The following is a 24,090-nucleotide window of genomic DNA, read 5'->3' on the forward strand; positions in this document are numbered from 1 at the left end:
AGGGGCGCGCGCATGGCTTGGGTCGCCGGTATTGGGCTTGGCTTAGTTCTGCTGTTCATGTTTCCCAAGCAGGTTGGGCTTCTCGCGCTTGCCATAGCCGCAATAGGTGGTGCGACCTTCGCTTACATGTGGGCTGAAAGTAAGATCGACGAATCCGAGCGACTAAAAATCATTGTGACAGTAGAGTACAATACGGTGCGTTGCGCGCCCGAGCGCCCTATTTATATCGTCTTCAGAAACTCGAACGACAAGACCCTGACGAGGATGTCTTTCGTTTTAGAAGGATACCGACCCGGATACAGTTCATCGGTATCCGATGACTTGCTTTTCTCAGACAAGATTATCGAACCCTTGAAGGGTTATGGCGGTTGCTGGATGTTCGACCAACCAACCTACAAAGACCCAATCGATGCCCCGTCTCTGGACTGGCGCGTTCGGTTGACCAGCGCTACGTGGGAGTAGCCGAGGTCTCCGTCACTTCCAAGTAACCATAAATGCGCATCACCCCGCATCGTCGAGCGCAAAATTAAATATGCGTAGGCGTATTTTTGCACTTGCGGTTTATGCGTATGCGTATATATTCGCTCCATAGGCACACAGCCAACGGAGCGAGCAGATGACCGAGGACGACCTCAAGGATTTCTTGGAAACGAACAAGGCCGAGATCCAGGCCGCCGTTAAGGTTCGGATGATCGAGAACCTTCTCTCGCAGAACCAATGGGCAATCAGCGGACAGATCGCAAAGGTGGTCGAGGAGTTCGTGACCGCCGAGATTATTCCCGATGTCAGGGCGTACCTCGCCGACAACAAGGGGCCCCTCCTTCAAGCTGCCATCGCTGGCGCTGCTGAGATCGGTGACACCCTGTCCAAGGCCATCGTTGCTCGCACCGCTAAGCGTCTCCAACCCGACAACTACGAGTTCCGCAAGGTGCTCGAAGCTCTGTTCTCCTAACCCTCCATCAGGAGCAAGCAGATGAGCCTCTACAACTTCTGCACCCACCTCAGGAACGGAAACGACCTGATCATCGTGCCGGATTTCGAATGCCAGATTGAAGTCTCTGTCGGAATCGAAGGCAGCATCCCGGAATACACCGTCGGCGCCATCATCAAGGATGGCGTTGATCTGACCAGAGGTCCGGATGCCTTCTCCCTGCTGATCGCCAGTCAGGTCGAGAAACATGCGATGCAGGATTGCCGCTTCCTTGACCTCGTCAACGAGCGCGAAGGCATCGTCTATCGCGGCATGAGCTACAACGACCCGGCTGGATATTGGAGGGCTGCGTGATGCGCGTCGTCATCGAATATCGCGACTTCGAAATCCGCCCGTCGCTGGTCAGCTACATGGCTGCTTCGGACTGGACCTACGCCCACAAGGATTACGACCCGACGCCAGTCTATGCCGATGACGGTCCGAGCGACAGCCGCTGCGGCTTCGCCGGTTCGATCGACGAAGCCATGGCCGAAATCGACGAGTTCTATTCCGAGCAGGAGGCCGCGTGATGGACACCAATGTCATTCAGAAGCGCTTGAATGCTCTCGCCAAGGCGATGATGGCCAAGGGGCTGCGCAATCCAGATGCCAAATTCAACCTGCGCGCCAACGTTGAACCTCAGGTCTACCTGACTTGGGACAACATCAAGGTAAAATACAACAACCACTACGAGTTTTTCAACGACGCCGACATCACGGCAATGTTGGCAAAGGCTGACGCGTTCGTAGCCTCCCTGCCGAGCCCCGATGAAGCCCGCATGAATGAATTCATGACCGCGCTTGGCTCGGTCATCGATCTTGGCCGCGAAAACAACATCGAGGTCGAATTCGTCAATCCGCTGATCGCGACGATGAAGCGGCTGTCGGAGAACGTGCTCACTGACCAGCGGGTGGCGTCATGATCGCCCGTATCATCAACAACCTCGAACCATTCGAACTCGTCGGCCTCGCCATCATGTTCGCGCTCGTCGTCGATGCAATTGAGGGGTGGATCTGATGGCAAACGAGATTGAAGACGGCGGGCCTGCCTTTGCCGCTCTCGCAGCATCGCCAATGGGTGATGTGCATCACCAAGAAGGCATGAGTTTGCGTGATTGGTTCGCTGGTCAGTTTCTCGCTGGCGCGGCTACCGACAGCGGCGCCTTGGACGTCAGTGTAGCCGCAGACCAGTACGACATTGACGTCGCTCTTGGCGAGTATTGGGCGAAAGTCGCTCGCGCCGCGTACATCGCCGCAGACGCCATGCTCAAGGCGAGGAAAAGGCCATGAACGCCCCCTTCGTCCGAGGCGCATCGCTGCATGCTGAAACGCCAAGCCGCGAACTCTATCGCCCAACACCCAAGACCATGGCCCATGGCGGCATCACGCCTCGTGAAAAGGAGTTGATGGACGAGCACGCCAAGCTTTGGATCGCACGCGCCATGCGCACGGCACCGATCGAGCCCGACAAGATCATACCGGCCATCGAAGGCCTCTATGCCGTAGCCGGCCTCAAGAAGCCTCGCATCGTCATTGTTCCATCTCCTATGGTCATGGCCTTCGCCTATGGCGCATCGGCGGCGATCTGGCATACTCGGAAGCAGGCGACCGATCAGGCGACCGATCAGGCGACCGATCAGGCGACCCGTCAGGCGACCGCTCAGGCGACCGATCAGGCGACCGATCAGGCGACCCGTCAGGCGACCGATCAGGCGACCCGTCAGGCGACCGCTCAGGCGACCTATCAGGCGACCGCTCAGGCGACCGATCAGGCGACCGATCAGGCGACCCGTCAGGCGACCTATCAGGCGACCTATCAGGCGACCCGTCAGGCGACCTATCAGGCGACCCGTCAGGCGACCGCTCAGGCGACCGATCAGGCGACCGATCAGGCGACCTATCAGGCGACCCGTCAGGCGACCGCTCAGGCGACCGCTCAGGCGACCCGTCAGGCGACCGCTCAGGCGACCCGTCAGGCGACCGCTCAGGCGACCCGTCAGGCGACCGCTCAGGCGACCCGTCAGGCGACCCGTCAGGCGACCCGTCAGGCGACCGCTCAGGCGACCCGTCAGGCGACCGATCAGGCGACCTATCAGGCGACCCGTCAGGCGACCGCTGCCGCTCAGGCATGCTTTGACCTAGCCAACGATCTCGGAATCCAGTGTGCGCGCCGCTGGGGCTATGTCTACCAGGGCGGCAACATGTGGGCGGGATACGATAGCTACCTGACCGCGTGCCGGGACATACTCGGGCTCGAATTGACCAGCCATGCCGGCTACGCGTTCTGGGAACAGGCAGCTATACACGGCGGCTTCCGCGTCATGCACGAAGATTTCTGCTTGGTCTCTGACTTCCCGGAGACGCTGCATGTTGACGAGCAGAACCGCCCCCACGGCGAAACCGGACCTTCGCATCGCTGGCGCGATGGCTGGAGCCTGTATCACTGGCACGGCGTTCAGGTCCCTGCCGATTGGATCGAGAGCCGTGAAACCGTGACCCCGGTTGAGGTCCTGCAGGCATCGAACGTCGAGCAGCGCGCAGCAGGCATGCAGATCATGGGTGCCCGCATGATCCCGGCGTTGAAGCCACGGATTATGGACGGCGACCCGGACAGTGACATCGGCGCTCTGGTCGAGGTCACGCTCGAAGGTTTCCCCGATCCGGGACGTTACCTGCAGGCCAAATGCCCTCGCAATGGGACCATTTTCGAGGGCGTACCACTCACTTCCGACATCGATGGGAAACCCATCAGCACCGCCTTGGCCGCACAGGCCTGGCGAGTTGGCCTTGCCCCGTCGGAATACCGGCACCCCCCGAAGCGCACCTAACCCAATCGAAAGGAACCACCATGCGTGAAGTCATCGGAGCACAGGGCGAAGTTACGATCATCAAGATCGATGCGCTGCCCGACAACATGGACACCAAACCGGTCGAGCGCCATGGAGCCAAGGGCTACATCATCAGCCACAGCGAGCAGGGCCATCATCACTGCCTGTCGGGTGGCGATGTCCTGGAGCGGACCAGCGGCGTCCCCGTCGGCATGCAGATCCTTTACGCCGTTCTGGCGGCGCCGCAGCGGTTCTTCCAGGACGCCGCTCATCCGCACGGCGAATACGAACTGAACCCCGGCATCTACGAAATGCGCATTGCTCGCGAATACGACCCCTTCGCCGAGCAGGCGCGTCGCGTCGCCGACTAACCGGAGATCGAGGGCGATGGATAGCGTTCTTGTCCGAGGCGCATCGCTGGAACCGACCGAGCGCGAACTCTGGCGCCCGTCAAAGCACGACCAACTCCACGCCCTCGAAATCCTTTTCGCATCCGACATTTCCTCAGAGCTTCGCAGCGTCCTCATGGATCGCGAGCGAGAGCTTGCTACACGGGAGGACTGAATATGAACGCTCATTTCCCGCCTCAGTACGCATGGTACTTCAAGGCCCTCGCCATGGCTGGCGACTGCGGCGAACTCACCCGCAGCCAGCTTTCGACGCTCGGCATTTCCGAGGGCGACCCGCAGCCAGGGTTCTATCGCAAGCGCACCCACAAGGATGGCCCATTCGTCCCGGTTGCGATCTGGAACACCGAGGGCGGGATGGTGGCGCTTGTCGGCGGCACCGCTGCCGATCCGGCCAACGTCTGGTCGTTCTGTGCTCGTCATCCGATTTCCGAGGCCACCTACAACGCTGTCGATGCTGGCGCGAACTGGCCGGATGCCGATCCGGTCGTCGCTGAACAGATCGCGCCTGCCGGCCACAACAGCGGCGCTGTCGATGAAGCCGAGGCACTGCGCGATCAGATCGACGCCGCCCGCAAGGGTGTCGACGCCTACAAGGTGATTGCCGACGACGAGACGTTGGCCAAGGCGCAGTCGCTTCGTTCCCGGCTCAATGAACTCTCCGGCGAGGCGGATAAGAAGCGCGAGGACTTGAAGCGCCCTCACCTCGACGCCGGCCGCGACATCGACAAGAAATGGCAGCCCTTGGTGAAGTCGGCCAAGGAAGGCGCGGACGAAATCCGCAAGGCCATGAGCGCCTACGAGACGGCGAAGCTGCAGCGCCAGCGTGAAGCCGAGCGCAAGGCCGAGGCGGAACGGCGCGCGGCGGAAGAAGCTCGCAAGGCTGCCGAGAAGACCGAAGAGGCGTTCGACCCGGTTGACGAGCCTGCAACACCCGAGCCCGTCACCTCTGCAGCCCCAGCGCCGATCAAAGGCAGCTATGGCCGAGCGGCGTCGGTCAGCGTCATCAATGTCGTGACCGCGATCACCGATCAGGCCGCGCTCTACGAGTTCCTGAAAGACCATCCCGACCTCAAGAACTGCATGTTCGACCTCGCCAAGCGCGCGGTGGCCAGGGGCCATACCGTTCCGGGCGTTTCGGTCGAAGAACAGGCAAAGGTGGCTTGATATGAACGCTCAGACCGAAGTCCGGCTTCCAACCATCGTAGGTGGTGGCCATGTCGCGGCGATCGTGCCGCAGACTTTCGAAGAAACATGGCGCATCGCAAAGGCCGTGCTGAAAGGCGGGCTTGCACCGAAGTCGCTTGTCGGCAAACTCGTCGGCGACGACGCTGTCAGCGCCGTGGCTGTGGCCATTATGTCCGGTGCCGAGTTGGGCTTGAAGCCCATGGTGGCGCTGCGCAGCTTCACCGTCATCGAGGGCAAGCCCGCTCTATATGGCGACGGGCTGATCAACGTTGTCAGGCAGTCGGGTCGTGTCGCCTATCTCCGCACCGGCTTTGGCCGGGACAATATCAAGGTCATGCAGGCCGCTGGTGTGCTGCCGTCCGATGAGGACGAAAAAGAGCGCCCCGGTTCGATCCAGACTGCACTCGCCGCAATGACGCAGGACGAACGCACTTGCGGCTGGTGCGCAGCCAAGCGCAGCGACACCGGCGAGGAAAAGACCGTACTGTTCACCGTCGCCGACGCGAAGCGCGCCGGCCTCTGGCAGGACAGCCCGACGAAGCCCGGCTATGCGTGGAAGGGCGGTAACAAGGTCTGGGACGAGAACGCCCCGAATACCAGTCCATGGTTCCGATTCCCGCAGCGAATGGCCCCGTGGCGCGCCGCCGGCTACTGCCTGCGCGAATTGTTCGGCGATGTCCTTGGCGGCATCCACGACGAGTTCGAGGTCCGCGAGATTTCGGACGCAGAGGAAATGCGCGACGTGACACCGTCGCGTCCGGCAGTGTTGCGGCCACCATCGCCGACAGCATTGATGGCGGAAACCATCGAACACGAGGCGGTCGAGGAACAGACCGCGACGGAAACGTCCGAAGAATCCGAGCCTGCCGATGAGGACACCGGCACCGACTATGGCGACTACTTCGAGCGGCTGAACACCGCAATGAACGGCGCGGCCGACGCCGCATCAGTGGAAGAAGTCTGGACCGAGTTCGATCCCGAAGCAAAATTCCAGGATGACAAGGAAAGCCGGGAACTGGCCGACCTGATCAAGCGCCGCCGCCTCACCGCAGTCCATCCGCTGAACGGGATGTGAGCGATGGCAAAGAAACCTGAGCGCCCCGTCTTCGCTTTCATTCGCCGCGGTAACCATCTGGTCCCGGAAATGGACATGGACATCCATGCTCTCGACGGCATCAGCCAAAACCAGCGCGTCCGCATCGAGATCAAGGAATTCCGCAACGTCGACCGCCACCGCGCCTATTGGGCGATGCTGCAGGAGGTGGTTGACGCCACCGAGTGCGCGCTATCGCCGGAACGACTGCACGAAGTCCTCAAGCTCGAGACTGGTGTCGTCGACCTGATCGGACTTCCGAATGGCATGAGGGTCGCGATCCCAGGATCCACCAGCTTCGATAAGATGTCGGAAGGCGAGTTCGAAACCTTCTTCAAGGCTGCCGAGCGCTGGCTTTCCGAAACCTATGGCTACGTCAACGAACGGAAGCGGAGGGCAGCGGCATGAAAAAGCTCGTCTCTGTCTCGTCATATCTGCGCCAGCCTGCCGGCTACTCCGAGTTCATCAAGACCACCGAGCAGCTTCGGGCCGAAGTCGCGAACTTCGACCATGTTCCGCTCATCCTCATTGCTGAGCTTGAAACGGCTCTGACCGGTTTCCGTGGCGAGGCTATTGACGTGCCGGCAGGCGCCAGCACAGCGCGGGAGGCGTTCTGATGGCCCGCACCGTCTCCGAGTGGATCGGCAAGACCGACGACAGCGCGCCATCCGAGGCATGCAAGCGCCGCATCGTTGCGAAGCAGGATGGCGCGTGCGCTCTCACTGGCCGACCGTTCACACCGCAGGATCGCCCGCAGTTCGACCACAAGGTGCCGCTGTGGCTTGGTGGGGAGAACCGCGAACGCAACCTCCACGCCATTATTGACGAAGCCCACAAGGCGAAGACCAAGGCCGAGGCAACGGTTCGTGCCCAGGTAAACGCGCGCCAGTCCTCGCATCTTGGCCTGAAAGCTCCGCCCAAGCGGAAAATCGCCTCTCCTCCCAAGCCCCCGAAACCCAAGGCCGACAAGCTGGCGATGCCCAATCCCCGCCTCCTGTTCGCCCCCGCAAGGACTCCCTCCAATGTCTGAGATCAACGACGGCCCTATCTCTGAGATCGATGTAACCGGCTGGGGCGTTTGGATGGGCCACGCCATCCCGATCTCCGTCGCGAGGCACATTGCCGGGAAGATCAATGACCTGATCGCAGGTGTCCACTCGCCCGCGCTCAGCGACGAGCAGATTGCTCATATGGTGAGCCGCTTCCTAGGTTGGCGTCTTCCTGACGACTTCAGCCCCGACGGCGGCATCAGCTTCAAGCGCGACTACAATACGGCCACGCCTTGGCCCTCAAAGCACGAGCCGGTTGGCACCAACCTGTTCGATGTCAATCAGGCTGAGGCGATGGTGCGACACATGCTTGAAGGCATGCCAGCCGCCACCCGCTCCTCTTCTATGAGGAGTGCGGGATGAGTGGGCGCACCGAAGACCGCTGCAAATTCTCGACCTATGGCTACGCCTGTAGCAAGCCTGTCGAGCATGGGCGATATCTGTGCGAAGAGCACGCAACCGCCAAGTGCTCAAGCTGCGGCCAGCCCGCGACGCACGGTTGCGACTTCTGTGGCCAGTTCGTATGCGGCGCACCCCTCTGCGACGAATGCACCTATGGCACTGACGAGACCAAGTCGTCGGGCGCGTGGGGCTTCATGAACCATATCCACGTCAGCAAGCCGGAATTCGCGCTCAAGCACAGCCACGCGCGCCTGCTGGCGGCTCTGACGGAGACGGCAAACGCCATCGGCGAATGGTCTCGCCCGACTGGCGCGAATGGTATGACCACGCCCCGCAACAACCACCCTCTATTGCTGGCGCTGAGCAACGCCAACGCCGCCATCGCTCGCGCGGAGGGCCGCCGCCCATGACCAGTCTCATCCGACGGGTTCTTTGCCGCATTGGGCATCACAGGCAGCTCGACATCATCCAAACGTTTAGAGCCGCGCAGCACGTCGGTTGCCCCGACTGTCGCAGGCGCTACGCCATCCACCACGGCTTGCGGACGTTCGTCCCTTGGGACAGCGATTTTGCCGACCTCTACGAAGGCATGGGCTACGACACTGCCCATGCAACAAATCGGTGGTTTGACTACCTCGATACGCGGGAGCACCGTCCATGACCCTCAACGCAAAGGCTCTGGAAGCGGCGCTCGTCAAGATCATCGAAAACGCGCTTGTCGCTGTCCGGTTTGGTCAAGACCCGGTCGAAAATGAACGGCATCTGGCCAAAGTTGCGGCTCGGCAGTTCATGGGCTCCATCAAGTCCAACCCGGTGGCCTGGACGAACGTTTACAATCTCGACTTTGGCAGCCGGCAGATGGCCGCGATATGGCGCGAACCTCGCGCTGCTGACGGAGTTCTAGACTCCGTAGACGTTCCGCTCTTCGCCTCCGCTCTCGAAGCCCTTCCCCAGGCAGGGGTAACCGAGGAGATGGTCGAGACGTTCCGTCGCCCCGGCATGATGGTCTTTCTCGACGGGCGCAACGAACACGGCTCGCACGTCATCCCGTCACTGCCCACGAACATGGAAATTGACGGCTGCGAAGGCGATATGCCCGAGTTTGCCGAAGAGATCATCAGTGCAGCAGAAGCTTTGGGCTTCGCGGTTGGGGACTGCGTCTGGACAGAATGGCTGTGGAATAAGCCCCAGATAGGAGACGAGGGCCGCGTCGAACTCGACGGATATTGGGAGTTCGTTCGGGTCAACCCCGTTGTTTCCCGAGCCCTTGCTGGTCAGCCTCTCGAAGCAGCCCTTTCCAGCCAGCGAGAAGAGGCGGTGCCGGTCGGGTGGAAGCTTGTCCCTGTCGAACCGACAGAGGCGATGTGCCGATCTGGAGAAAGCAGCAAAGGCGCCTCGTCTCCCGAGAGTTGGGTGGACGGCTCCTACACGCCAGAAAACGTCGAACTGATCTGGAAGGACATGCTCGCAGCGGCACCAGCCTCTCCCGTCCCAGCAGATGCAGGAGAGCCGGCGATCAGGGCGCTGGAGACACAAACAGACAGGCTCATGGACCTGCTGTTCGGGCAGTACAATCAGAACAGCAACTACCATTGCTGGGTTCCGACATCGAGAAAGGAGACCAGGCAAAAGCTCCTCGCCGCTCTCATGTCCATGTCGTCACATGGGGACGTGCTCATCCCCGCCACAAGCAAGGCGAAGGGGAGCGAATAGATGGCGTCCCCTTTTCTGTTGCCAGACGGCAACGTGCAGATTGCGTTCAGTGGCGGTCGCACGTCAGGTCGCATGTTGCACGACATCATCCTGGCGAACCAGCCGTGGCCTGCCGATCGGGTGAAGGTCATCTTCACCAACACCGGCAAGGAACGTGAGGAAACGTTGGAGTTCGTGCGGGATTGCAGCGTCCATTGGGACGTCGACATCATATGGCTTGAATATCGACTGCGCTGGACCGGCGGCCCTCATGACCCGAAGAACAAGGTATTCGACACGAAGGCGCATAGCTTCGATGTTGTCACTTTCGAGACGGCCAGTCGCAACGGAGAGCCCTTCGAACAGCTCGTCCAATATTTCGGCTTTCTCCCCAACCGCGTTGCCGATTTTTGCTCGCACAACCTGAAGAGCCGCACCGCGCGGCGCTACTGTGTCGTTGAGGGGTGGGAACACTGGACCACGGCCATCGGCATGCGCTCCGATGAACCGCAGCGTATCCTGAAGAAGCAACCCAAGGAGCGCTACCGCGTCTGGTATCCGCTGAACGGAGCTGGCATCACAAAACCGGACGTGTCGCTGTTCTGGCTGCTTCAGCCGTTTGATCTGGCGCTCCTGGATGTCGACGGCGTGACCCCTTCAGGGAACTGCGATGGCTGCTTCAAGAAGTCCGAGCGCAAGCGTGCTGAGCTGGCCCGGAGCGAGTGGCACCGCGCCGAATGGTGGGCCGCCCTTGAGCGCCAGTACGGTGGCACCTTCGACAAAACAACGTCGTGGGACGAACTGCGGGGCTACATCAACAGACAGGGCGATTGGCTCTTCCAAGACAACGATGCGTTATGCCAGCGCGACCAAGGGGAGTGCTCCCCATGGTGACGATGACGCCCGCCCCAACGGTCCGCTTTGACATCTTCATTGCCGGCGATCTCGCGCATGCAAAGCAGGTGTGCCGCGAACATTGCCTCGCCGTCGGCCTGTGCGTCACCGTCGAGCCCGTGGCTTACATCTATACGGGCGGCGAAGAAGCTGGCGTTCGTGTCGGATTAATCAACTATCCGCGCTTCCCTGCATCACCCGACGAGCTTCGGGACAAGGCCCGCGCTCTCGCCGGTCTTCTCATGGAGCGGCTTTGCCAACATTCCTATTCCATCGTCGGGCCTGAAACGACTGAATGGTATTCGCGGAGGCCAGCATGACCGCCCCTGACCAAGTGGAGAGGCTGCGCGGGCTTATCGAGCGCGTCGAAGCCGGGGAGATCAAAGCCCTCAGCATCAAGCAGCCGTATCCTCATCACATCTTCCATGACGGCAAGGATGTCGAGAACCGCGACTGGCCGACGAAGGGCCGGGGCTGGATCATTATCCATGCCGGCGTCTCCAAGTCAGAGCTGGACATGGACGAGCCCCGCGAACGCGAGATGCCCCGTGGTGGTGTGGTCGGCATGGCGCGTATCGTGGATTGCGTCACTGAGATGGATAGCCGGTGGTTCTTTGGCCGGTACGGGTTCGTTCTTCGCGATGCCTTTCCTCTGCCGCTGATCCCATGCCGTGGGCAACTCGGCTTCTTCCGCCTCGAGCCAGACACGTGCACGGCAGTCGCCTCAACCCTCCGCGCCCTTCAGGAGCAAAGCAAATGAAGCTGACGTCGAAACAGCGCGAGTTTCTGATACGTGCGCGGCGCGACACACACGCCGACGGCAGCGGGTCGGGGGCGAGGCCCCATGATCGACGCGAGATCTTTACCGCCACAACACTGCACCGGAAGGGCTTGGTGACGCTCCCGGCGGCATGGACTTTGTTTTCTGGCTGCCGCATCACCGAAGCCGGTCGCGCTCTTATCTCGAAGGAGCAGGACAATGGCTGACATCGCGAACAGGCTGCGTGAAGGCGTGCGCTGGAGTGGTGCGCATCCTATCGCCGGAGACATAGACGACGCCGATACGGTCATGACCGAAGCAGCCGATGCCCTCGACGCCAAGGACAAGCGGATAGCCGAACTGGAGGCGGCGCTGCTCATGCACCCCATGGCCGAGCGGATCGCCGATCTGCCCGACTTCATGGTCGCGCTGTCGGACTGGGGCTGTGTCGACCCCGGCGAGCAGGCTGACACAATCACCAAGTTCCTGAATTCGACCGTCGGGCTGCGCGAGTACCTGGAGGATCAAACACAAGCAGGAGGCCGCGATGGCAACTGAATGCATCCACCTCCTGCGCTCAGATTTCGATGAACGCACGCTCCTTTGCGAATGGCCGGACCAGCATCCTGAGCGCTTCGAAAACGCACCGATGTGGCTCCTGAAGCTCGTCGGATCAGGGTTGTGCGTTCGCCCTGAGGTCGACTGCGTGAAGTGCCCGGCGTTCCGTCCCTCTTCCCCATCAGGTGATGCAAATGGGTGAAACGCTTGCTCGTCTGCTTGGTGGCCGGCCTATGATGTGCGAGGGCTTTGCCTTCACCGACCTCGTTTCGGGCCGCTCCGTCTACTACTGGCGTGACAGGTTAGGCCGCCCATGGCTGGCAGAAAGCGCTTGGGCGTCATTCCGTGTCCGCCCCTCACCCGACGGTGAAGCTCATGGATAGGCGGACGCCGGAGCAGATCATCGGATCTGATGCCTTGATGCAGCTCGTCTTCGAGGGCTACGAGGTCGTGCCAGCAGTTGCGACACCGCAGATGCTCGCCGCTGGCTGGCAGCAACTCAAGCGCGCTCACCTGCCGCGCCTTGGCCCTGGTCCCGGCCTCGTTGAGGCATATGCAGCCATGCTCGCAGCCGCCCCTGTATCTGCACAGAAGGATAAGGCATGACGCGGGCTCTGCGACAGCATGTGGAAGTCGGGGATAAACTGCCGGCAGAAGTGGCCGTTGATGCCCCGTTGCGCCTCGATGTGGCTGCCAGGCTCGCTTTCCCCGACGGCTCAATGGGTCCGGCAGGCTTGCGGAAGGAGCGAGACGCGGGCAGGTTGGCAACCGAAATGATCGCTGGCAAGGAGTATGTCACCTTGGCAGAGATCGCGGCTATGAGGGAACGATGTCGAGGACTTCGAAAGGCGCGCGCCTCGTCTGGCGGGACGAAAGCCGGAAAGCCAACGGCTCCCTACGCAACAAGGCCGGCTGGTTCATCCGCGACGGGCAATCCTTCATCAGCGCTTGCGGCGGCACTGGCGACCGCGAACGCGCTGAAAAAGCGCTCGCAGAACACATCACCGAAAAATACCGGCCGGCCCGCGAGCGCGGACGTGATCCCCATCAAGTAGGCGTCGCGGACGTCGTGAACGTCTACATGCAGGACGTCGTGCCAACTCATGCATCGCCGTCGGAGGCCGCAAGCCGCTTGGTGGCTATCCTTGGCTTCTTCGGCGGCGACATGCTGTCGGATGTCAATGGGCAGCGATGCCGCGACTATGTCGACCAGAACCCAAAGAAGGCGGCAGCGCGCCGCCAGCTCGAAGATCTGCGGGCTGCCATCAACCATTATTGCGCTGAGGGCTACGTCACCACAGCCCCCAAGATCACGCTTCCAAAGAAGCCCATTGCACGCCACAGGTGGCTGACACGACAAGAGGCTGCCCGGCTTCTGCTCGCAGCCTGGCGCATGCGTCAGACATGGAAGGGCGAGGAAAGCGACCGCCGCACTGGCCGCCATGTGGCCCGCTTCATGCTGACGGGCCTCTACACCGGGACTAGATCCGGCGCGGTATGCGGGGCTGCGATGCGACCGACCGAAGGGCAAGGCTTCGTCGACCTCGCCCGCGGCGTCTTCTTTCGCCGAGCACAGGACGCAGTCGAAACCAAGAAGCGCCAACCAGCCGTTCGCTTGCCCGATCGCCTTGTCGCCCACATGCGTCGGTGGGCAACAACGCCGCTCGAGATGAAGACCCGAGGGCGCAGCAAGAGCCAGATCGTTGGCCGCATGATCGCGCATGACTACGTTGTGGAATGGAACGGAAAGCCTGTCCTGTCGATCAAGAAGGCCTTCAAGTCGGCCGTCGAGGCTGCGGGGCTCGGCTGGTACGAAATGGCAATCGGGAAAGATGGCAAGCCGAAGCGTGTCTTCAAGACCGACGTCACACCCCACACGCTGCGGCACACCGCGGCAACATGGCTGATGCAGAACGGCACCGAGCTATCCCTGGCGGCCAGCTACCTCGGAATGACCGAGCAGGTTTTGCGTGACACCTATTGGCACCACCATCCTGATTTTCAGGCCAAGGCCGCCGCCCTGATCACCGCCAAATCGCCGGAGATGAGGGTCAAGAGCAACGTCGTCAGGATGCCCTGACCGCCCCACAGCTACCCCACAGAAACCTCACAGGAACAGCGGAAATAAACAGGAACATTCAGAGTCAGGAAGAACGGGAAAGGCCGGAATTCTGCGGTTTTTCTGGCGGCCATACTTGTTCGGGACGATGGGGTCGCAGGTTCAAATCCTGCCACTCCGACCAGAAAAAAATCCCGACATCACGATCTGCAAAGCCTTGGCGGCACACCCGCCGGCGCATGCGCGCCACAACTGGGCGCCACCCGTCGCTTTCGCCTGCCACTCGCCACAAGCAAGCCACCATGTCCTGCCTGCATCGATACAGATGCCGCCGTTGCAGGCAATCCGTTGTTTGGCCAATCAGGCGCGTCTTCTTGAAACCTTCCCACACAACCCAATAGCACAACTCAATTCACGCAATGATTGTAGAAGAATTTATATGGATTGTTGGGATATGATACAGTCTTTCTTGAGCATCAGCTACCATCAGTCATCACATTAGCAAATCAATAATCTTCTATGTGCAATCTGCTGCTGATCTTGAGCGTCTCCACAGGGTGATGTGAATAGATCTTGGCTATCGCCAAACAGGTGGCATATGGAATATCATAATTACTTTGCATACAAACAATGTTCTCGTGACATTCAGGCCTCGCAAAGACGCACGAAGCGGTGTTTGTGGCGCACGTCTCGCCTGCGCGGCAAAGTGGGTGCAGACGGTTCCAAGCCCTTCACCGAACGGATCGGCCTGAAGGCCAGGCAGGACAAGTCGCTGTCCCGCACCCGGCCACCTGATCGGCAGACCATCATTCGAGACCAATCCGGCACTTCGGCAATCGAATTTGCAATCGTCGCCCCGGTCTTCATCCTCTTGGTATTCGGGATGATCGCCTACGGCATCTATTTCGGCGCACTGCATTCCGTCCAGCAGATGGCAGCCGACGCAGCCCGCACCGCAATTGCGGGTCTTGACGAGAACGAGCGCAAGACACTTGCGCAACGCTACATCGATCTCAACGCGGACGGTTACGTCTTCATCGACAGGAAAAAGCTCGTCGTCGAGGTCAAGGACAGCGACAAGGACAGCGAGCAGTTCGTCGTTTCGCTGCGGTACGACGCCAGCCAGCTTCCGATCTGGAACCTGCTGCCGATGCTGCCGCTACCGGAAAAGACCATCTCTCGTTCTTCGACAATTCGGGTGGGGGGCATCTGAATGCGCACGAGCATCATGCAGAAGCTTCACAGCTTCCGACGTTCGACCAGGGGCAACTTTGCGACGATGTTCGCCCTGAGCCTGCCGATCGGCATTGCGGCGGCGGCATTTGCCGTCGACGAAGGCGCGCTCTACGTCGAACGCCGCGAAGCGCAATCGATCACCGACCTGGCCGCGATCTACGCCGCGGCCAACATCGCCAAGGCCGATGCTGCGGTGCTCAAGGTTTTCGCCAACAACGGCCAGGGCGGCGTGTCCCTGTCCGGTTCTTTCGACGTCCAGCCGGCGGCGGTCGGCTATAGGGAAGTCCGGGTCGAGAAGGGCCGCTACACGCCCGACGCGCTGGTCGAGGCAGACAAGCGGTTCGTCGTCGATGCGACGCCTTACAATGCGGTGCGCGTCACCTACCGCAAGGACGGGACCACCTACTTCGCCAATCTTGTCACCGGCCAACGCAACATCGTCACCTCGGCGGTCGCCAGCGCGCCCGCGGAAGCGGCATTTTCCATCGGCTCTCGCCTTGCCAGCGTCAACACGCAGCAAAGCGCCCTGCTCAATCCGCTTCTGGGCGGACTTTTGGGAACCAACCTGTCCCTGGCGGCGATGGACTACAACGCCCTGCTGGCGACGGACGTGAACGCCCTGCAGTTCGTCGATGCCCTGGCGACCGAAATCAAGGTCAGCGCCGGCACCTACAATGACGTGCTGAAAGCCGAAGCCACCGTCGGCCAGATCGTGTCGGCGCTGGCGGCCACGACCAAGGACAAGGATGCCGACGTGGCCCTTGCCAAGCTGCTCGGCGCCAAGCTGCCCGTGACGCTGAAAGTGCCGTTGTCGCACTTCATCGACCTGGGTCAGGTCGGCAAGCTGGCCCTGGGCCACGGCGCGTCGGCATTCGACGCCAAGGTCGGCCTGATGGAACTGATCGGCGCTGCCGCGGCAATCGCCAACGGCAAGAACCAGGTCGCGGCCAACATCGGTGCCGGCGTCCCCGGCCTGCTGTCGGTCAAGCTGGACCTGGCAATCGGCGAGCCGCCGCAAGGCGGCACCTGGTTTGCGATCGGCGAGGCAGGCAAGATCGTCCGCACCGCCCAGACGCGCCTGCAGATCGAAGCGACGGTCGGCGGCGCCGGCGGATTGCTCGGCGGCGTGCTTGGCGCCTCCATCAAGCTGCCCGTCTATGTCGAATTGGCCTATGCCGAGGGCCAGCTCAAGAGCGTCTCCTGCCCGACTGGAAAGCCGGCCAGCGCAATCGTCAACGTGGCCGCCAAGCCCGGCATCGCCGAGGTCTGGCTGGGCCAGGTCAATCCGGCCGATCTCCGTGTCTTCACCAAGGAACCGACGGTCCAGCCCGCGGAGTTGGTCAACGTCAATGCCGTCGGCCTGATCAAGGTCGAGGTCAACGGCAGCGCGAATGTCGACATCGGCAACACCACGCCCAAGACGCTCGCCTTCAACAAGAACGACATCGACGACCGCACCATCAAGTCGGTGTCTTCCAGCAACCTCACGCAGTCGCTGACCAGTTCGCTGATCAAGAACCTGACGCTCAGTGCCGATGTAAGATTGCTGGGCCTGGGGATCGGTATCCTCTTGCCCTCCGAGGCCGCGGTCAAGAACGCCGTCGCAAACCTGTTGTCGAGCGTCACGGCCCCGGTCGACGGCCTGGTTTTCAACGTCCTTGCGCTGCTGGGCGTCAAGGTCGGCGAGGCCGACATCCGCGTCCACGGCGTGTCCTGCGGCCGCTCGGTGCTGGTTCTGTAGCCAGAGGAGCAAACGCCTGCGGGGACAACCCCGCAGGCGCGTTCGTTCAGGCCGATTGCCGGAACTTGGTCTCGTCGATCGCCGCAGCCATCAGCGTCTTGGTATAGGTCTCGCGCGGATCGCCGAAGATCGCCTCGGTCGGCCCCTCCTCGACGATCTTTCCCTGCTTCATGACGATGATGTAGTCCGACATCGCCCGCACCACGGCCAAATCGTGGCTGATGAACAGATAGGACAGGTCGTGGTCCGCCTGCAGCTTGCGCAGCAGCTCGACGATCTGCTTCTGCACCGACCGGTCGAGCGCCGACGTCGGCTCGTCGAGCACGACGACCTTGGGCTTCAGGATCATCGCCCGGGCAATCGCGATACGCTGGCGCTGGCCGCCGGAGAATTCGTGCGGATAGCGGTTGCGTGCAGCCGGATCGAGGCCGACCTCGCGCAAGGCTTCGACGGCACGGGCATCACGCTCCTTGCCCGACAGCGACGGTTCGTGGACGAGAAGGCCCTCGGTGATGATCTGCCCGACCGTCATGCGCGGAGACAGCGAGCCGAACGGATCCTGGAAGACCAGTTGCAGTTCGCGCCGCAACGGACGCATTTCCGACTTGTCGGCCTTCGACAGGTCCTGGCCACCGAAGTGGATCGACCCCTCGCTTGGCAGCAGCCTGAGCAGCGCCCGTCCGAGCGTCGACTTGCCCGATCCCGACTCGCCGACGATGCCGATCGTCTGGCCGCGCTTGAGCGCTACCGAAATGTGGTCGACTGCCTTGAGCAGCATAGGCGGACCAGCGAGAAAACCACCGCCGATCTTGAACTCGACCTCGACGTTGCGCCCGTCGAGCAGGATCGGTGCGTTGTCTGGCGGTGCGGCCTTGCGTCCGGTCGGTTCCGCGGCCAGCAGCATCTTGGTGTAGTCGTGCTGCGGATTGGCAAACAACTCGTCGGCCTTGCCCTCCTCCACCACCTCGCCCGAGCGCATCACATAGACCCGGTCGGCAAAGCGCCTGACGATGCCGAGATCGTGGGTGATGAAGACGATCGCCATGCCGAGCTTGCGCTGCAGTTCCGCAAGCAGCATCAGGATCTGCGCCTGGATCGTCACGTCGAGAGCCGTCGTCGGCTCGTCGGCGATCAGGATGTCCGGATCGTTGGCGAGCGCCATGGCGATCATCACGCGCTGGCGCTGGCCGCCCGACATTTCGTGCGGATAAGACTTCAGGCGGCGCTCGGGGTCGGGAATCTTGACCAGTTCGAGCAGCCTGAGCGCTTCGGCGCGCGCCGCCTTGGCATCGAGCCCGCGATGCCGCCGTATCGGTTCCATCAGCTGGTTGCCGATCGTGTAGAGTGGATCGAGCGAAGTCATCGGCTCCTGGAAGATCATGCTGATCTTGCGGCCGCGGACCTTGTTGAGTTCCGACTTGCCGAGCGTCAGCAGGTTCTTGCCGCGATAGTCGACCGCGCCCGTGGCCTCGCCGTTGGACGCCAGCAGGCTCATCGCCGCCATCATCGTCTGGCTCTTGCCGGAGCCGGACTCGCCGACCACCGCCACCGTCTCGCCGGCATCGACGTGAAGGTTGATGCCCTTCACCGCCTCGACGGCGCCGTCGAGCGTGCGGAAGCGGACGCGCAGGTCCTTGACCGAAAGGATCGTTTCGCCAGCCATCTCACCTGTCCTTCGGATCGAGAGCGTCGCGCAGTCCGTCGCCGATGAAATTCAGCGCGAACAGCGTCGAGACCAGGAAGAAGGCAGGAAACAGCAGCAGCCAATTGGCGGTGCCGATGTTCTTTGCCCCGGCGGAAATGAGCACGCCCCAACTGGTCATCGGCTCCTGGACGCCGAGCCCCAGGAACGACAGGAAGCTCTCCAGGATGATGACCTGTGGCACCAGCAGCGTCATGTAGATGACCACCGGCCCGAGCAGGTTTGGAATGACGTGTCGCTGAACGATGCCGCGCGACCTCACCCCGAGCGCTTCCGCCGCCTGGACGTATTCCTGTCTTCGGATCGACAGTGCCTGGCCACGCACGATGCGCGCCATGTCGAGCCACAGCACCGCTCCCACGGCCAAGAACATCAGCACGAAATTTCGCCCGAAGAAGACGACCAGCATGATGACGAAGAAGATGAAAGGAAGCGAATACAGCACATCGACAATGCGCATCATCACCTCGTCGGTCTTGCCGCCCATGAAGCCGGCGGTGGCACCATAGACGACACCGATGACCACCGCGACAATGCCGGCCAGGAGACCGATCGCCAGCGAAATGCGGCCAGCCATCAACGTTCGCGACAGCAAGTCACGGCCGGTGTTGTCGGTGCCGAAGAAGAAATATTGCTGCTTGATCGTGGCGCTCATGACGGCCGACAGACCGTCGGCGGACGTGCTCTCGAGCTTGGCATTGTCGAATGTGTCGGAACGGTCGAGATAGCGGATGTTGCGCGCATCCAGCGGCTTCGCCGACGTCACCGTGATGAACACGCGTTCGTCTTCCTGGCGCCACTCCTTGACGTCAACCCGCATGCGGCGGACGGCGTCGTTCATGGCGGTCTCGATCATTTCCGGCTTTGGATAGGCCGAGAAGCTCGGTGGGGTCCTGACATAGTCGGCATAGATGGTGGTGTACTGGTGCGGCACGAAGTACGGGCCGACAATACAGACCACGCTCATCGCAATCAGGTAGAACAGGCTGAACATGGCAGCCTTATTGGCCTTGAGGCGAGCCCAGGCATCGCCCCAGAGCGAGCGCCCGACGACGGGCGCGGTGATGGCAGTGTCAGTCATAGCGCACCCTCGGATCGAAGAAGGCGTAGAGGATGTCGACGATCAGGTTGAAGGCGATCGTGAACAGCGCGATCACCACCACCGTGCCCATCACCAGCGTGTAGTCGCGGTTGAGCGCGGCATCGACGAAGTACCGGCCGACGCCGGGAATGGCGAAGATGGTCTCGACGATGATCGAGCCGGTCAGCAGCGCCGCCGCTGCCGGTCCCGCATAGGACACGATGGGCAGCACGGCGCCCCTGAGTGCATGCTTGACGACGACCGACCAGTCGGAAAGCCCGAGGGCCCTCGCAGTGCGGATGTGGTTGGACCGTAGCGACTCGATCATCGAGCCGCGCATAAGGCGCGCCACGATGGCGATCTGCGGCAGCGACAGGGTTAGAATCGGGCCGATCTTGTTGATCAGGGCGCCGTCGCCCCAGCCGCCGATTGGCAGCAGCTTCCAGGTCAGGCCGAACAGGAGCTGGATCACAGGTGCGATGACGAAGGTCGGGATCGTGCTTCCGGCGGTAGCCAGCGCGATCACCGAATAGTCCCCGGCCTTGTTCTGGTTGAGCGCGGCTACGATCCCAAGGATTCCGCCGATGAAAAGGGCGAGCGCGAGCGCCGAGAAGCCAAGCTGGATAGAGATCGGCAGCCCCTTGGCAAAGAGCTCGGTGACGGTGAAATCGGGGAGATTGTAGCTCGGCCCGAAATTGCCGTGCAGAAGGTTCTTGAGGTAGTTGACGTACTGGAGCCAGAGGGGGTCGCCCAGGCCGAACTGCGCTTCGAGGTTGGCCTTGATCTCCGGGCTCAGTCCTCGCTCCTGATTGAATGGCCCGCCTGGGGCGATGCGGATCAGGAAGAATGCCAGCGTCACGATGACGAAAAGGGTGGGAATGGCGGTCAGAAGCCGCCGTATCACATATACAAACATGGGCGCCGTACTCCGTTACGCCAGCCAGAAACATTCCAGCTAGGGTCGCCGCTCCCAGGTGGGAGCGGCGACACGATCAGAGTTACTCGACTTTGCTGATGAAGCGGGTCGGGTGAACGTCCATGACGTTTTCATCGAAGCCCTTGAGCTTGGACGAAACGAGGTTCTTGTAGCTGTAGTAAAGGATCGGAATGAAGCCCGTGTCCTCGAGGACGATGCGCTCGGCTTCCTGCATGTCCTTCATGCGCTCTTCCGGCTTGCCGCCAGCGGCAGCAGCCTTGTCCATGGCTTCCTCGAACTTCGGATTGTTGTAGACCGAGTAGTTGTTGCCGCTCGCCTTGCGCGCGACGCCGAGGAAGGTCTCCGGGTCCTTGTAGTCGGCGATCCAGCCGACGCGGGCCGTATCGAAGTCGCCCTTCTGCTCAAGGAACCCGTAGTGGGTCTTGGTGTCGGTGTTGACCAGCGAAACCTCGACGCCGAGCGGCTTGAGCTGCTCCTGGATGGCGACGGCCGTGTTCTTGTGGTTCTCCGACGTGTTGTAGCGGATCTCCATCTTCAGCGGCTTGTCGGGACCATAACCCAGTTCCTTCAGGATCTTGGCGGCCTCGTCTTCGCGGTCGATCTGGGTTTTCTCGGCATAATCGGCAGCGATGGGCGTGTAGCCTTCGATGCCCGGAGGCACCATCGTGTAGCTCGGCAGCATCGAATTCTGCCAGACCTTCTCGGCGATGAAGTCACGGTCGATCGCCATCGAAATAGCCTTGCGAAGCTGCAGGTTGGTCCACGGCTCCTTGTCCCACTTCATCGCGTAGTAGTAGGTGCCAAGCTGAGCACCGACGCGCAGCTGCTCGCCGAACTTGGCCTTCAAGTCCGCCATCTGCTCGGTCGGGATGTCGTCGTTGCTGTCCAGTTCGCCAGCCTCGAAACGCTTGATGGCGGTCGAGCGGTCTTCGGTCGGGATGTAATTGACGACGTCGACCTTGACGTTCGCCGCGTCATAGAACTTCGGGTTCTTGACCAGCTTGATGTGATCGTTGGGCACGAATTCGGCCAGCGTGAACGCACCATTGGAAACCAGGTTGCCCGGCTTGATCCAGTCGGCGCCAAGCTTCTCGATCGCCGCCTTGTTGACCGGGTAGGCCGCCTGGTGGGTGAGCATTTCGAGGAAATAGGGCGTCGGAGCCTTCAGCGTCACTTCAAGCGTCGAAGCGTCGACAGCCTTCACGCCCATGTCCTCGAGCTTTGCCTTGCCGGTATTGACCTCTTCGGCATTGACGATGGGGTAGAGCATCGAAGCGTACTCGGCGCCGGTTGCCGGGTCTTCCAGGCGGCGGAACGAGTAGACGAAGTCTTCAGCCGTTACCGGGCTGCCGTCCGACCAGGTCGCGCCCTGGCGCAGCTTGAAGGTGTAGACTTTGCCATCGTCCGAAACGGTCCAGCTTTCGGCCGCACCGGGGATCAGGTTGGCGCCCTGGTCCTGCATCACCAGGCCAAAGAACAGATCGCGCAGGATGTGCGCTTCGTAGACGGTGGACGTCTTGTGCGGATCCAGCGATTCCGGATCGGCCGAGTTGCCGCGATTGTAGGTCACCTCTGCAAAGGCCGGCATCGAGATCGCGCCGGTAGCCAAGGCAAGCGTCGTGGCGAACACGGTCGCTTTCAGCATGTTCTTCAGCATGATTGTTTCTCCCAAGTGGCCTGTTCCTCGCAAAACAAGGCCTCGCCTAGTTGCGCCCGAATGCCGGATTTTTCCGGTTTCGTTGAGCGAGCCGGCAGCTCCCTACCGCCAGCGGTGGCTGACACTATCCATGGGAAATTTTTATTTCAACACGACTCGCACCTCACCTAAAGTCAACTTGAGCGCGCTCAAACCAAGCGTCCGATGAAATAACCGAGCGGAGGAAGCACGATGCTGCCTCGTTCGAATTCGCCCGAGGCGCCAGGAAAATCGAGCGGCAGCAACCCGGAAAGCCGTGCAGGAACCGGCCAATTGGCGGAATCCCTGGCAAAACTGAAAACGCAAAGCAGCCGCTCGCCATCTGCCTCGCGCACGAAAGAGAGCACGTCGCCATCTGCTTCGAGCAAGGAAATCGAACCGTGGACAAGTGCCGGCAGCCCCCTGCGCGCCGCGAGAACGGCGCGGTAGCGGGCCAGGACCGAGCCCTCGTCTCGCTGCTGCCGGTCGACGGCATGGGCGCGATGGCCGGCCGGAATCGGCAGCCATGGCTTGCCGTCGGAAAAGCCGCCCTGCTCCGACTGGGCTTCCCAGACCATCGGCGTGCGGCAGCCGTCCCGGCCCTTCTGGCCAGGCCAGAACCGGATGCCATAGGGGTCGCGCAGGTCCTCGAAGGCGAGTTCCGCCTCCTCCAGGCCAAGTTCCTCGCCCTGGTAGATGCAGATCGAGCCGCGCAGGCAGGCAAGCAGGGCAATCGAGAACTTCGCCACCGCCTCCGGATCGCCGCCCGGCCGCGTCCAGCGCGTCACATGGCGGGTCACGTCGTGGTTGGAGAACGCCCAGCAGATCCAGCCGTCGGTGACAGCCGCCTCGAAGTCGGCGATGCATTTGCGGACATGGGCGGCCGAGAATTTCGGCCCCAGCAGGTCGAAGGTATAGCACATGTCGAGCTTGTCGCCGCCGGAGGTGTAGGCGGCCACCGTCTGCAGCGAGCGCTCGCCGTCGCCCACCTCGCCGACCGAGCTGCGCCCGTCATACTCGTCGAGCAGCGCCCGGAACCGCTTGAGAAACGCGAGGTTTTCCGGCTGCGTCTTGTCGAACAGGTGGTCCTGGAATTCGTACGGGTTGGTTTCCTCGTTCTCGCCGGCGATGCTCTTCGGCAGGGGCGGGTTGTCGCGCAGCCATTTGTCGTGGACGTAGAAATTGACCGTATCCAGCCGAAAGCCATCGACACCCCGGTCGAGCCAGAATCGCACCGTCTCCAGCAGGGCATCCTGCACGTCGGGATTGTGGAAGTTGAGGTCGGGCTGCGAGGCAAGGAAGTTGTGCTGGTAATACTGCCTGCGCGTCGAATCCCACTCCCAGCCCGGGCCGCCGAAGATCGATATCCAGTTGTTCGGGGCGCTTCCGTCGGGCTTGGGCGGCGCCCAGACGTACCAGTCGGCCTTGGGGTTGTCGCGGCTGGCGCGGCTTTCCACGAACCAGGGGTGCTGGTCCGACGAGTGCGACAGCACCTGGTCGATGATGATCTTCAGCCCCAGGCGATGGGCTTCGGCAATCAACGCGTCGAAGTCGGCCAGCGTGCCGAACATGGGATCGACATCGCAGTAGTCGGAAACGTCGTAGCCCATGTCGGCCATGGGCGACTTGAAGAACGGGGAAAGCCAGACGGCGTCGACGCCAAGCGAAGCGATATGCGCCAGGCGCCGGGTGATGCCGGCAAGGTCGCCACTGCCGTCGCCCGTCGTGTCCTGGAAGGAGCGCGGATAGACCTGATAGATGACGCAGCCGCGCCACCAGTCAGCCGCAGGCGTCGTTGCCGTTTTCCGCACCATCGCAG

Annotated in this window: 31 protein-coding genes; 26 read left to right on the top strand and 5 right to left on the bottom strand. The window is 61.7% G+C overall.

All coding sequences use genetic code 11. The annotated features are described in order from the left end of the window. Positions 1–12: 12 nt before the first annotated feature. The 26 genes from GGR00_RS06350 to GGR00_RS06475 all read left to right on the top strand — a co-directional run bounded on the left by GGR00_RS06350 (position 13) and on the right by GGR00_RS06475 (position 16,876). The gene (locus GGR00_RS06350) at positions 13–462 is read left to right on the top strand and encodes a hypothetical protein (RefSeq protein ID WP_184698613.1); all 450 of its coding nucleotides are present in this window, start codon (positions 13–15) and stop codon (positions 460–462) included. Between the two features lie 154 nt (positions 463–616). Continuing rightward, positions 617–952, top strand: coding sequence for a hypothetical protein (locus GGR00_RS06355; RefSeq protein WP_184698615.1), 336 nt, complete (start codon positions 617–619; stop codon positions 950–952). Positions 953–973: 21 nt separating this feature from the next. After that, entirely contained in the window at positions 974–1,285 is a 312-nt protein-coding gene (locus GGR00_RS06360; RefSeq protein ID WP_184698617.1) for a hypothetical protein, read from the top strand. Continuing rightward, entirely contained in the window at positions 1,285–1,500 is a 216-nt protein-coding gene (locus GGR00_RS06365) for a hypothetical protein (RefSeq protein ID WP_184698619.1), read from the top strand. The genes GGR00_RS06360 and GGR00_RS06365 overlap by 1 nt, the downstream gene beginning before the upstream one ends. After that, positions 1,500–1,892: a hypothetical protein gene (locus GGR00_RS06370; protein WP_184698621.1), complete on the top strand. Its 393-nt coding sequence runs from the start codon at positions 1,500–1,502 to the stop codon at positions 1,890–1,892. Before GGR00_RS06365 ends, GGR00_RS06370 begins: the two co-directional genes overlap by 1 nt. Before the next feature lie 94 nt (positions 1,893–1,986). Continuing rightward, positions 1,987–2,259, top strand: a complete 273-nt coding sequence (locus GGR00_RS06375) for a hypothetical protein (protein ID WP_184698623.1) — start codon at positions 1,987–1,989, stop codon at positions 2,257–2,259. After that, the gene (locus tag GGR00_RS06380) at positions 2,256–3,797 is read left to right on the top strand and encodes a DUF6745 domain-containing protein (protein WP_184698625.1); all 1,542 of its coding nucleotides are present in this window, start codon (positions 2,256–2,258) and stop codon (positions 3,795–3,797) included. The genes GGR00_RS06375 and GGR00_RS06380 overlap by 4 nt, the downstream gene beginning before the upstream one ends. 20 nt (positions 3,798–3,817) lie before the next feature. Beyond that, positions 3,818–4,168: a hypothetical protein gene (locus GGR00_RS06385; protein ID WP_184698627.1), complete on the top strand. Its 351-nt coding sequence runs from the start codon at positions 3,818–3,820 to the stop codon at positions 4,166–4,168. A gap of 195 nt (positions 4,169–4,363) precedes the next feature. Further along, a complete protein-coding gene (locus tag GGR00_RS06390) occupies positions 4,364–5,371 on the top strand; it encodes a hypothetical protein (RefSeq protein ID WP_184698629.1) in 1,008 nt (335 codons plus the stop codon). A gap of 1 nt (position 5,372) precedes the next feature. Next, entirely contained in the window at positions 5,373–6,467 is a 1,095-nt protein-coding gene (locus GGR00_RS06395; RefSeq protein ID WP_184698631.1) for a recombinase RecT, read from the top strand. Between the two features lie 3 nt (positions 6,468–6,470). After that, entirely contained in the window at positions 6,471–6,893 is a 423-nt protein-coding gene (locus GGR00_RS06400) for a hypothetical protein (protein ID WP_184698633.1), read from the top strand. Beyond that, positions 6,890–7,102: a hypothetical protein gene (locus tag GGR00_RS06405; protein ID WP_184698635.1), complete on the top strand. Its 213-nt coding sequence runs from the start codon at positions 6,890–6,892 to the stop codon at positions 7,100–7,102. Before GGR00_RS06400 ends, GGR00_RS06405 begins: the two co-directional genes overlap by 4 nt. Continuing rightward, positions 7,102–7,515, top strand: a complete 414-nt coding sequence (locus GGR00_RS06410; RefSeq protein WP_184698637.1) for an HNH endonuclease — start codon at positions 7,102–7,104, stop codon at positions 7,513–7,515. The genes GGR00_RS06405 and GGR00_RS06410 overlap by 1 nt, the downstream gene beginning before the upstream one ends. Next, on the top strand, positions 7,508–7,897 hold the full coding sequence (locus GGR00_RS28210) for a hypothetical protein (protein WP_210314955.1): 390 nt from the start codon (positions 7,508–7,510) through the stop codon (positions 7,895–7,897). The genes GGR00_RS06410 and GGR00_RS28210 overlap by 8 nt, the downstream gene beginning before the upstream one ends. Next, positions 7,894–8,346 carry a hypothetical protein gene (locus GGR00_RS06420; RefSeq protein WP_184698639.1) on the top strand — a complete coding sequence of 151 codons (453 nt, stop codon included), beginning with the start codon at positions 7,894–7,896 and terminating at the stop codon, positions 8,344–8,346. The genes GGR00_RS28210 and GGR00_RS06420 overlap by 4 nt, the downstream gene beginning before the upstream one ends. Continuing rightward, the gene (locus tag GGR00_RS06425) at positions 8,343–8,597 is read left to right on the top strand and encodes a hypothetical protein (RefSeq protein WP_184698641.1); all 255 of its coding nucleotides are present in this window, start codon (positions 8,343–8,345) and stop codon (positions 8,595–8,597) included. Before GGR00_RS06420 ends, GGR00_RS06425 begins: the two co-directional genes overlap by 4 nt. Then, a complete protein-coding gene (locus GGR00_RS06430) occupies positions 8,594–9,649 on the top strand; it encodes a hypothetical protein (protein WP_184698643.1) in 1,056 nt (351 codons plus the stop codon). The genes GGR00_RS06425 and GGR00_RS06430 overlap by 4 nt, the downstream gene beginning before the upstream one ends. Further along, on the top strand, positions 9,650–10,522 hold the full coding sequence (locus GGR00_RS06435) for an adenine nucleotide alpha hydrolase family protein (RefSeq protein ID WP_184698645.1): 873 nt from the start codon (positions 9,650–9,652) through the stop codon (positions 10,520–10,522). After that, on the top strand, positions 10,516–10,842 hold the full coding sequence (locus GGR00_RS06440) for a hypothetical protein (RefSeq protein WP_184698647.1): 327 nt from the start codon (positions 10,516–10,518) through the stop codon (positions 10,840–10,842). The genes GGR00_RS06435 and GGR00_RS06440 overlap by 7 nt, the downstream gene beginning before the upstream one ends. Next, positions 10,839–11,282, top strand: a complete 444-nt coding sequence (locus tag GGR00_RS06445) for an ASCH domain-containing protein (RefSeq protein ID WP_210314956.1) — start codon at positions 10,839–10,841, stop codon at positions 11,280–11,282. Before GGR00_RS06440 ends, GGR00_RS06445 begins: the two co-directional genes overlap by 4 nt. Then, positions 11,279–11,509, top strand: a complete 231-nt coding sequence (locus GGR00_RS06450; protein WP_184698649.1) for a hypothetical protein — start codon at positions 11,279–11,281, stop codon at positions 11,507–11,509. Before GGR00_RS06445 ends, GGR00_RS06450 begins: the two co-directional genes overlap by 4 nt. After that, complete coding sequence (locus GGR00_RS06455) at positions 11,502–11,840, top strand: hypothetical protein (RefSeq protein WP_184698651.1); 339 nt, start codon at positions 11,502–11,504, stop codon at positions 11,838–11,840. Before GGR00_RS06450 ends, GGR00_RS06455 begins: the two co-directional genes overlap by 8 nt. A gap of 417 nt (positions 11,841–12,257) precedes the next feature. Further along, on the top strand, positions 12,258–12,446 hold the full coding sequence (locus tag GGR00_RS06460) for a hypothetical protein (RefSeq protein ID WP_184698653.1): 189 nt from the start codon (positions 12,258–12,260) through the stop codon (positions 12,444–12,446). Between the two features lie 223 nt (positions 12,447–12,669). Then, on the top strand, positions 12,670–13,920 hold the full coding sequence (locus GGR00_RS06465; protein WP_184698654.1) for a tyrosine-type recombinase/integrase: 1,251 nt from the start codon (positions 12,670–12,672) through the stop codon (positions 13,918–13,920). Between the two features lie 577 nt (positions 13,921–14,497). Beyond that, entirely contained in the window at positions 14,498–15,112 is a 615-nt protein-coding gene (locus GGR00_RS06470) for a TadE/TadG family type IV pilus assembly protein (protein ID WP_082496650.1), read from the top strand. Next, complete coding sequence (locus GGR00_RS06475; protein WP_184698657.1) at positions 15,113–16,876, top strand: TadG family pilus assembly protein; 1,764 nt, start codon at positions 15,113–15,115, stop codon at positions 16,874–16,876. A 46-nt stretch (positions 16,877–16,922) separates the two neighbouring features. Here the strand turns inward: GGR00_RS06475 and GGR00_RS06480 are convergent, their stop codons facing one another. The 5 genes from GGR00_RS06480 to bglA all read right to left on the bottom strand — a co-directional run bounded on the left by GGR00_RS06480 (position 16,923) and on the right by bglA (position 24,085). Further along, complete coding sequence (locus tag GGR00_RS06480; protein WP_184698659.1) at positions 16,923–18,539, bottom strand: ABC transporter ATP-binding protein; 1,617 nt, start codon at positions 18,537–18,539, stop codon at positions 16,923–16,925. Between the two features lies 1 nt (position 18,540). Then, entirely contained in the window at positions 18,541–19,659 is a 1,119-nt protein-coding gene (locus tag GGR00_RS06485) for an ABC transporter permease (RefSeq protein WP_184698661.1), read from the bottom strand. Next, positions 19,652–20,575 (bottom strand): ABC transporter permease, encoded by a 924-nt coding sequence (locus tag GGR00_RS06490; protein ID WP_055978356.1) that lies wholly within the window; start codon positions 20,573–20,575, stop codon positions 19,652–19,654. Before GGR00_RS06490 ends, GGR00_RS06485 begins: the two co-directional genes overlap by 8 nt. 82 nt (positions 20,576–20,657) lie before the next feature. Beyond that, complete coding sequence (locus tag GGR00_RS06495; protein ID WP_055978355.1) at positions 20,658–22,253, bottom strand: peptide ABC transporter substrate-binding protein; 1,596 nt, start codon at positions 22,251–22,253, stop codon at positions 20,658–20,660. A gap of 188 nt (positions 22,254–22,441) precedes the next feature. After that, positions 22,442–24,085, bottom strand: a complete 1,644-nt coding sequence (gene bglA, locus GGR00_RS06500; protein ID WP_055978354.1) for a beta-galactosidase BglA — start codon at positions 24,083–24,085, stop codon at positions 22,442–22,444. Positions 24,086–24,090 lie beyond the last annotated feature (5 nt).

Origin of the sequence: Aminobacter aganoensis (assembly GCF_014206975.1) — a bacterium.
GTDB lineage: Bacteria > Pseudomonadota > Alphaproteobacteria > Rhizobiales > Rhizobiaceae > Aminobacter > Aminobacter aganoensis.

Bases quoted from the DNA above. Each gene is read 5' to 3' on its own strand.
- GGR00_RS06350 (WP_184698613.1), top strand. From the start codon at position 13: ATGGCTTGGGTCGCCGGTATTGGGCTTGGCTTAGTTCTGCTGTTCATG.
- GGR00_RS06355 (WP_184698615.1), top strand. From the start codon at position 617: ATGACCGAGGACGACCTCAAGGATTTCTTGGAAACGAACAAGGCCGAG.
- GGR00_RS06360 (WP_184698617.1), top strand. From the start codon at position 974: ATGAGCCTCTACAACTTCTGCACCCACCTCAGGAACGGAAACGACCTG.
- GGR00_RS06365 (WP_184698619.1), top strand. From the start codon at position 1,285: ATGCGCGTCGTCATCGAATATCGCGACTTCGAAATCCGCCCGTCGCTG.
- GGR00_RS06370 (WP_184698621.1), top strand. From the start codon at position 1,500: ATGGACACCAATGTCATTCAGAAGCGCTTGAATGCTCTCGCCAAGGCG.
- GGR00_RS06375 (WP_184698623.1), top strand. From the start codon at position 1,987: ATGGCAAACGAGATTGAAGACGGCGGGCCTGCCTTTGCCGCTCTCGCA.
- GGR00_RS06380 (WP_184698625.1), top strand. From the start codon at position 2,256: ATGAACGCCCCCTTCGTCCGAGGCGCATCGCTGCATGCTGAAACGCCA.
- GGR00_RS06385 (WP_184698627.1), top strand. From the start codon at position 3,818: ATGCGTGAAGTCATCGGAGCACAGGGCGAAGTTACGATCATCAAGATC.
- GGR00_RS06390 (WP_184698629.1), top strand. From the start codon at position 4,364: ATGAACGCTCATTTCCCGCCTCAGTACGCATGGTACTTCAAGGCCCTC.
- GGR00_RS06395 (WP_184698631.1), top strand. From the start codon at position 5,373: ATGAACGCTCAGACCGAAGTCCGGCTTCCAACCATCGTAGGTGGTGGC.
- GGR00_RS06400 (WP_184698633.1), top strand. From the start codon at position 6,471: ATGGCAAAGAAACCTGAGCGCCCCGTCTTCGCTTTCATTCGCCGCGGT.
- GGR00_RS06405 (WP_184698635.1), top strand. From the start codon at position 6,890: ATGAAAAAGCTCGTCTCTGTCTCGTCATATCTGCGCCAGCCTGCCGGC.
- GGR00_RS06410 (WP_184698637.1), top strand. From the start codon at position 7,102: ATGGCCCGCACCGTCTCCGAGTGGATCGGCAAGACCGACGACAGCGCG.
- GGR00_RS28210 (WP_210314955.1), top strand. From the start codon at position 7,508: ATGTCTGAGATCAACGACGGCCCTATCTCTGAGATCGATGTAACCGGC.
- GGR00_RS06420 (WP_184698639.1), top strand. From the start codon at position 7,894: ATGAGTGGGCGCACCGAAGACCGCTGCAAATTCTCGACCTATGGCTAC.
- GGR00_RS06425 (WP_184698641.1), top strand. From the start codon at position 8,343: ATGACCAGTCTCATCCGACGGGTTCTTTGCCGCATTGGGCATCACAGG.
- GGR00_RS06430 (WP_184698643.1), top strand. From the start codon at position 8,594: ATGACCCTCAACGCAAAGGCTCTGGAAGCGGCGCTCGTCAAGATCATC.
- GGR00_RS06435 (WP_184698645.1), top strand. From the start codon at position 9,650: ATGGCGTCCCCTTTTCTGTTGCCAGACGGCAACGTGCAGATTGCGTTC.
- GGR00_RS06440 (WP_184698647.1), top strand. From the start codon at position 10,516: ATGGTGACGATGACGCCCGCCCCAACGGTCCGCTTTGACATCTTCATT.
- GGR00_RS06445 (WP_210314956.1), top strand. From the start codon at position 10,839: ATGACCGCCCCTGACCAAGTGGAGAGGCTGCGCGGGCTTATCGAGCGC.
- GGR00_RS06450 (WP_184698649.1), top strand. From the start codon at position 11,279: ATGAAGCTGACGTCGAAACAGCGCGAGTTTCTGATACGTGCGCGGCGC.
- GGR00_RS06455 (WP_184698651.1), top strand. From the start codon at position 11,502: ATGGCTGACATCGCGAACAGGCTGCGTGAAGGCGTGCGCTGGAGTGGT.
- GGR00_RS06465 (WP_184698654.1), top strand. From the start codon at position 12,670: ATGTCGAGGACTTCGAAAGGCGCGCGCCTCGTCTGGCGGGACGAAAGC.
- GGR00_RS06470 (WP_082496650.1), top strand. From the start codon at position 14,498: ATGGAATATCATAATTACTTTGCATACAAACAATGTTCTCGTGACATT.
- GGR00_RS06475 (WP_184698657.1), top strand. From the start codon at position 15,113: ATGCGCACGAGCATCATGCAGAAGCTTCACAGCTTCCGACGTTCGACC.
- GGR00_RS06480 (WP_184698659.1), bottom strand. From the start codon at position 18,539: ATGGCTGGCGAAACGATCCTTTCGGTCAAGGACCTGCGCGTCCGCTTC.
- GGR00_RS06485 (WP_184698661.1), bottom strand. From the start codon at position 19,659: ATGACTGACACTGCCATCACCGCGCCCGTCGTCGGGCGCTCGCTCTGG.
- GGR00_RS06490 (WP_055978356.1), bottom strand. From the start codon at position 20,575: ATGTTTGTATATGTGATACGGCGGCTTCTGACCGCCATTCCCACCCTT.
- GGR00_RS06495 (WP_055978355.1), bottom strand. From the start codon at position 22,253: ATGCTGAAGAACATGCTGAAAGCGACCGTGTTCGCCACGACGCTTGCC.
- bglA (WP_055978354.1), bottom strand. From the start codon at position 24,085: ATGGTGCGGAAAACGGCAACGACGCCTGCGGCTGACTGGTGGCGCGGC.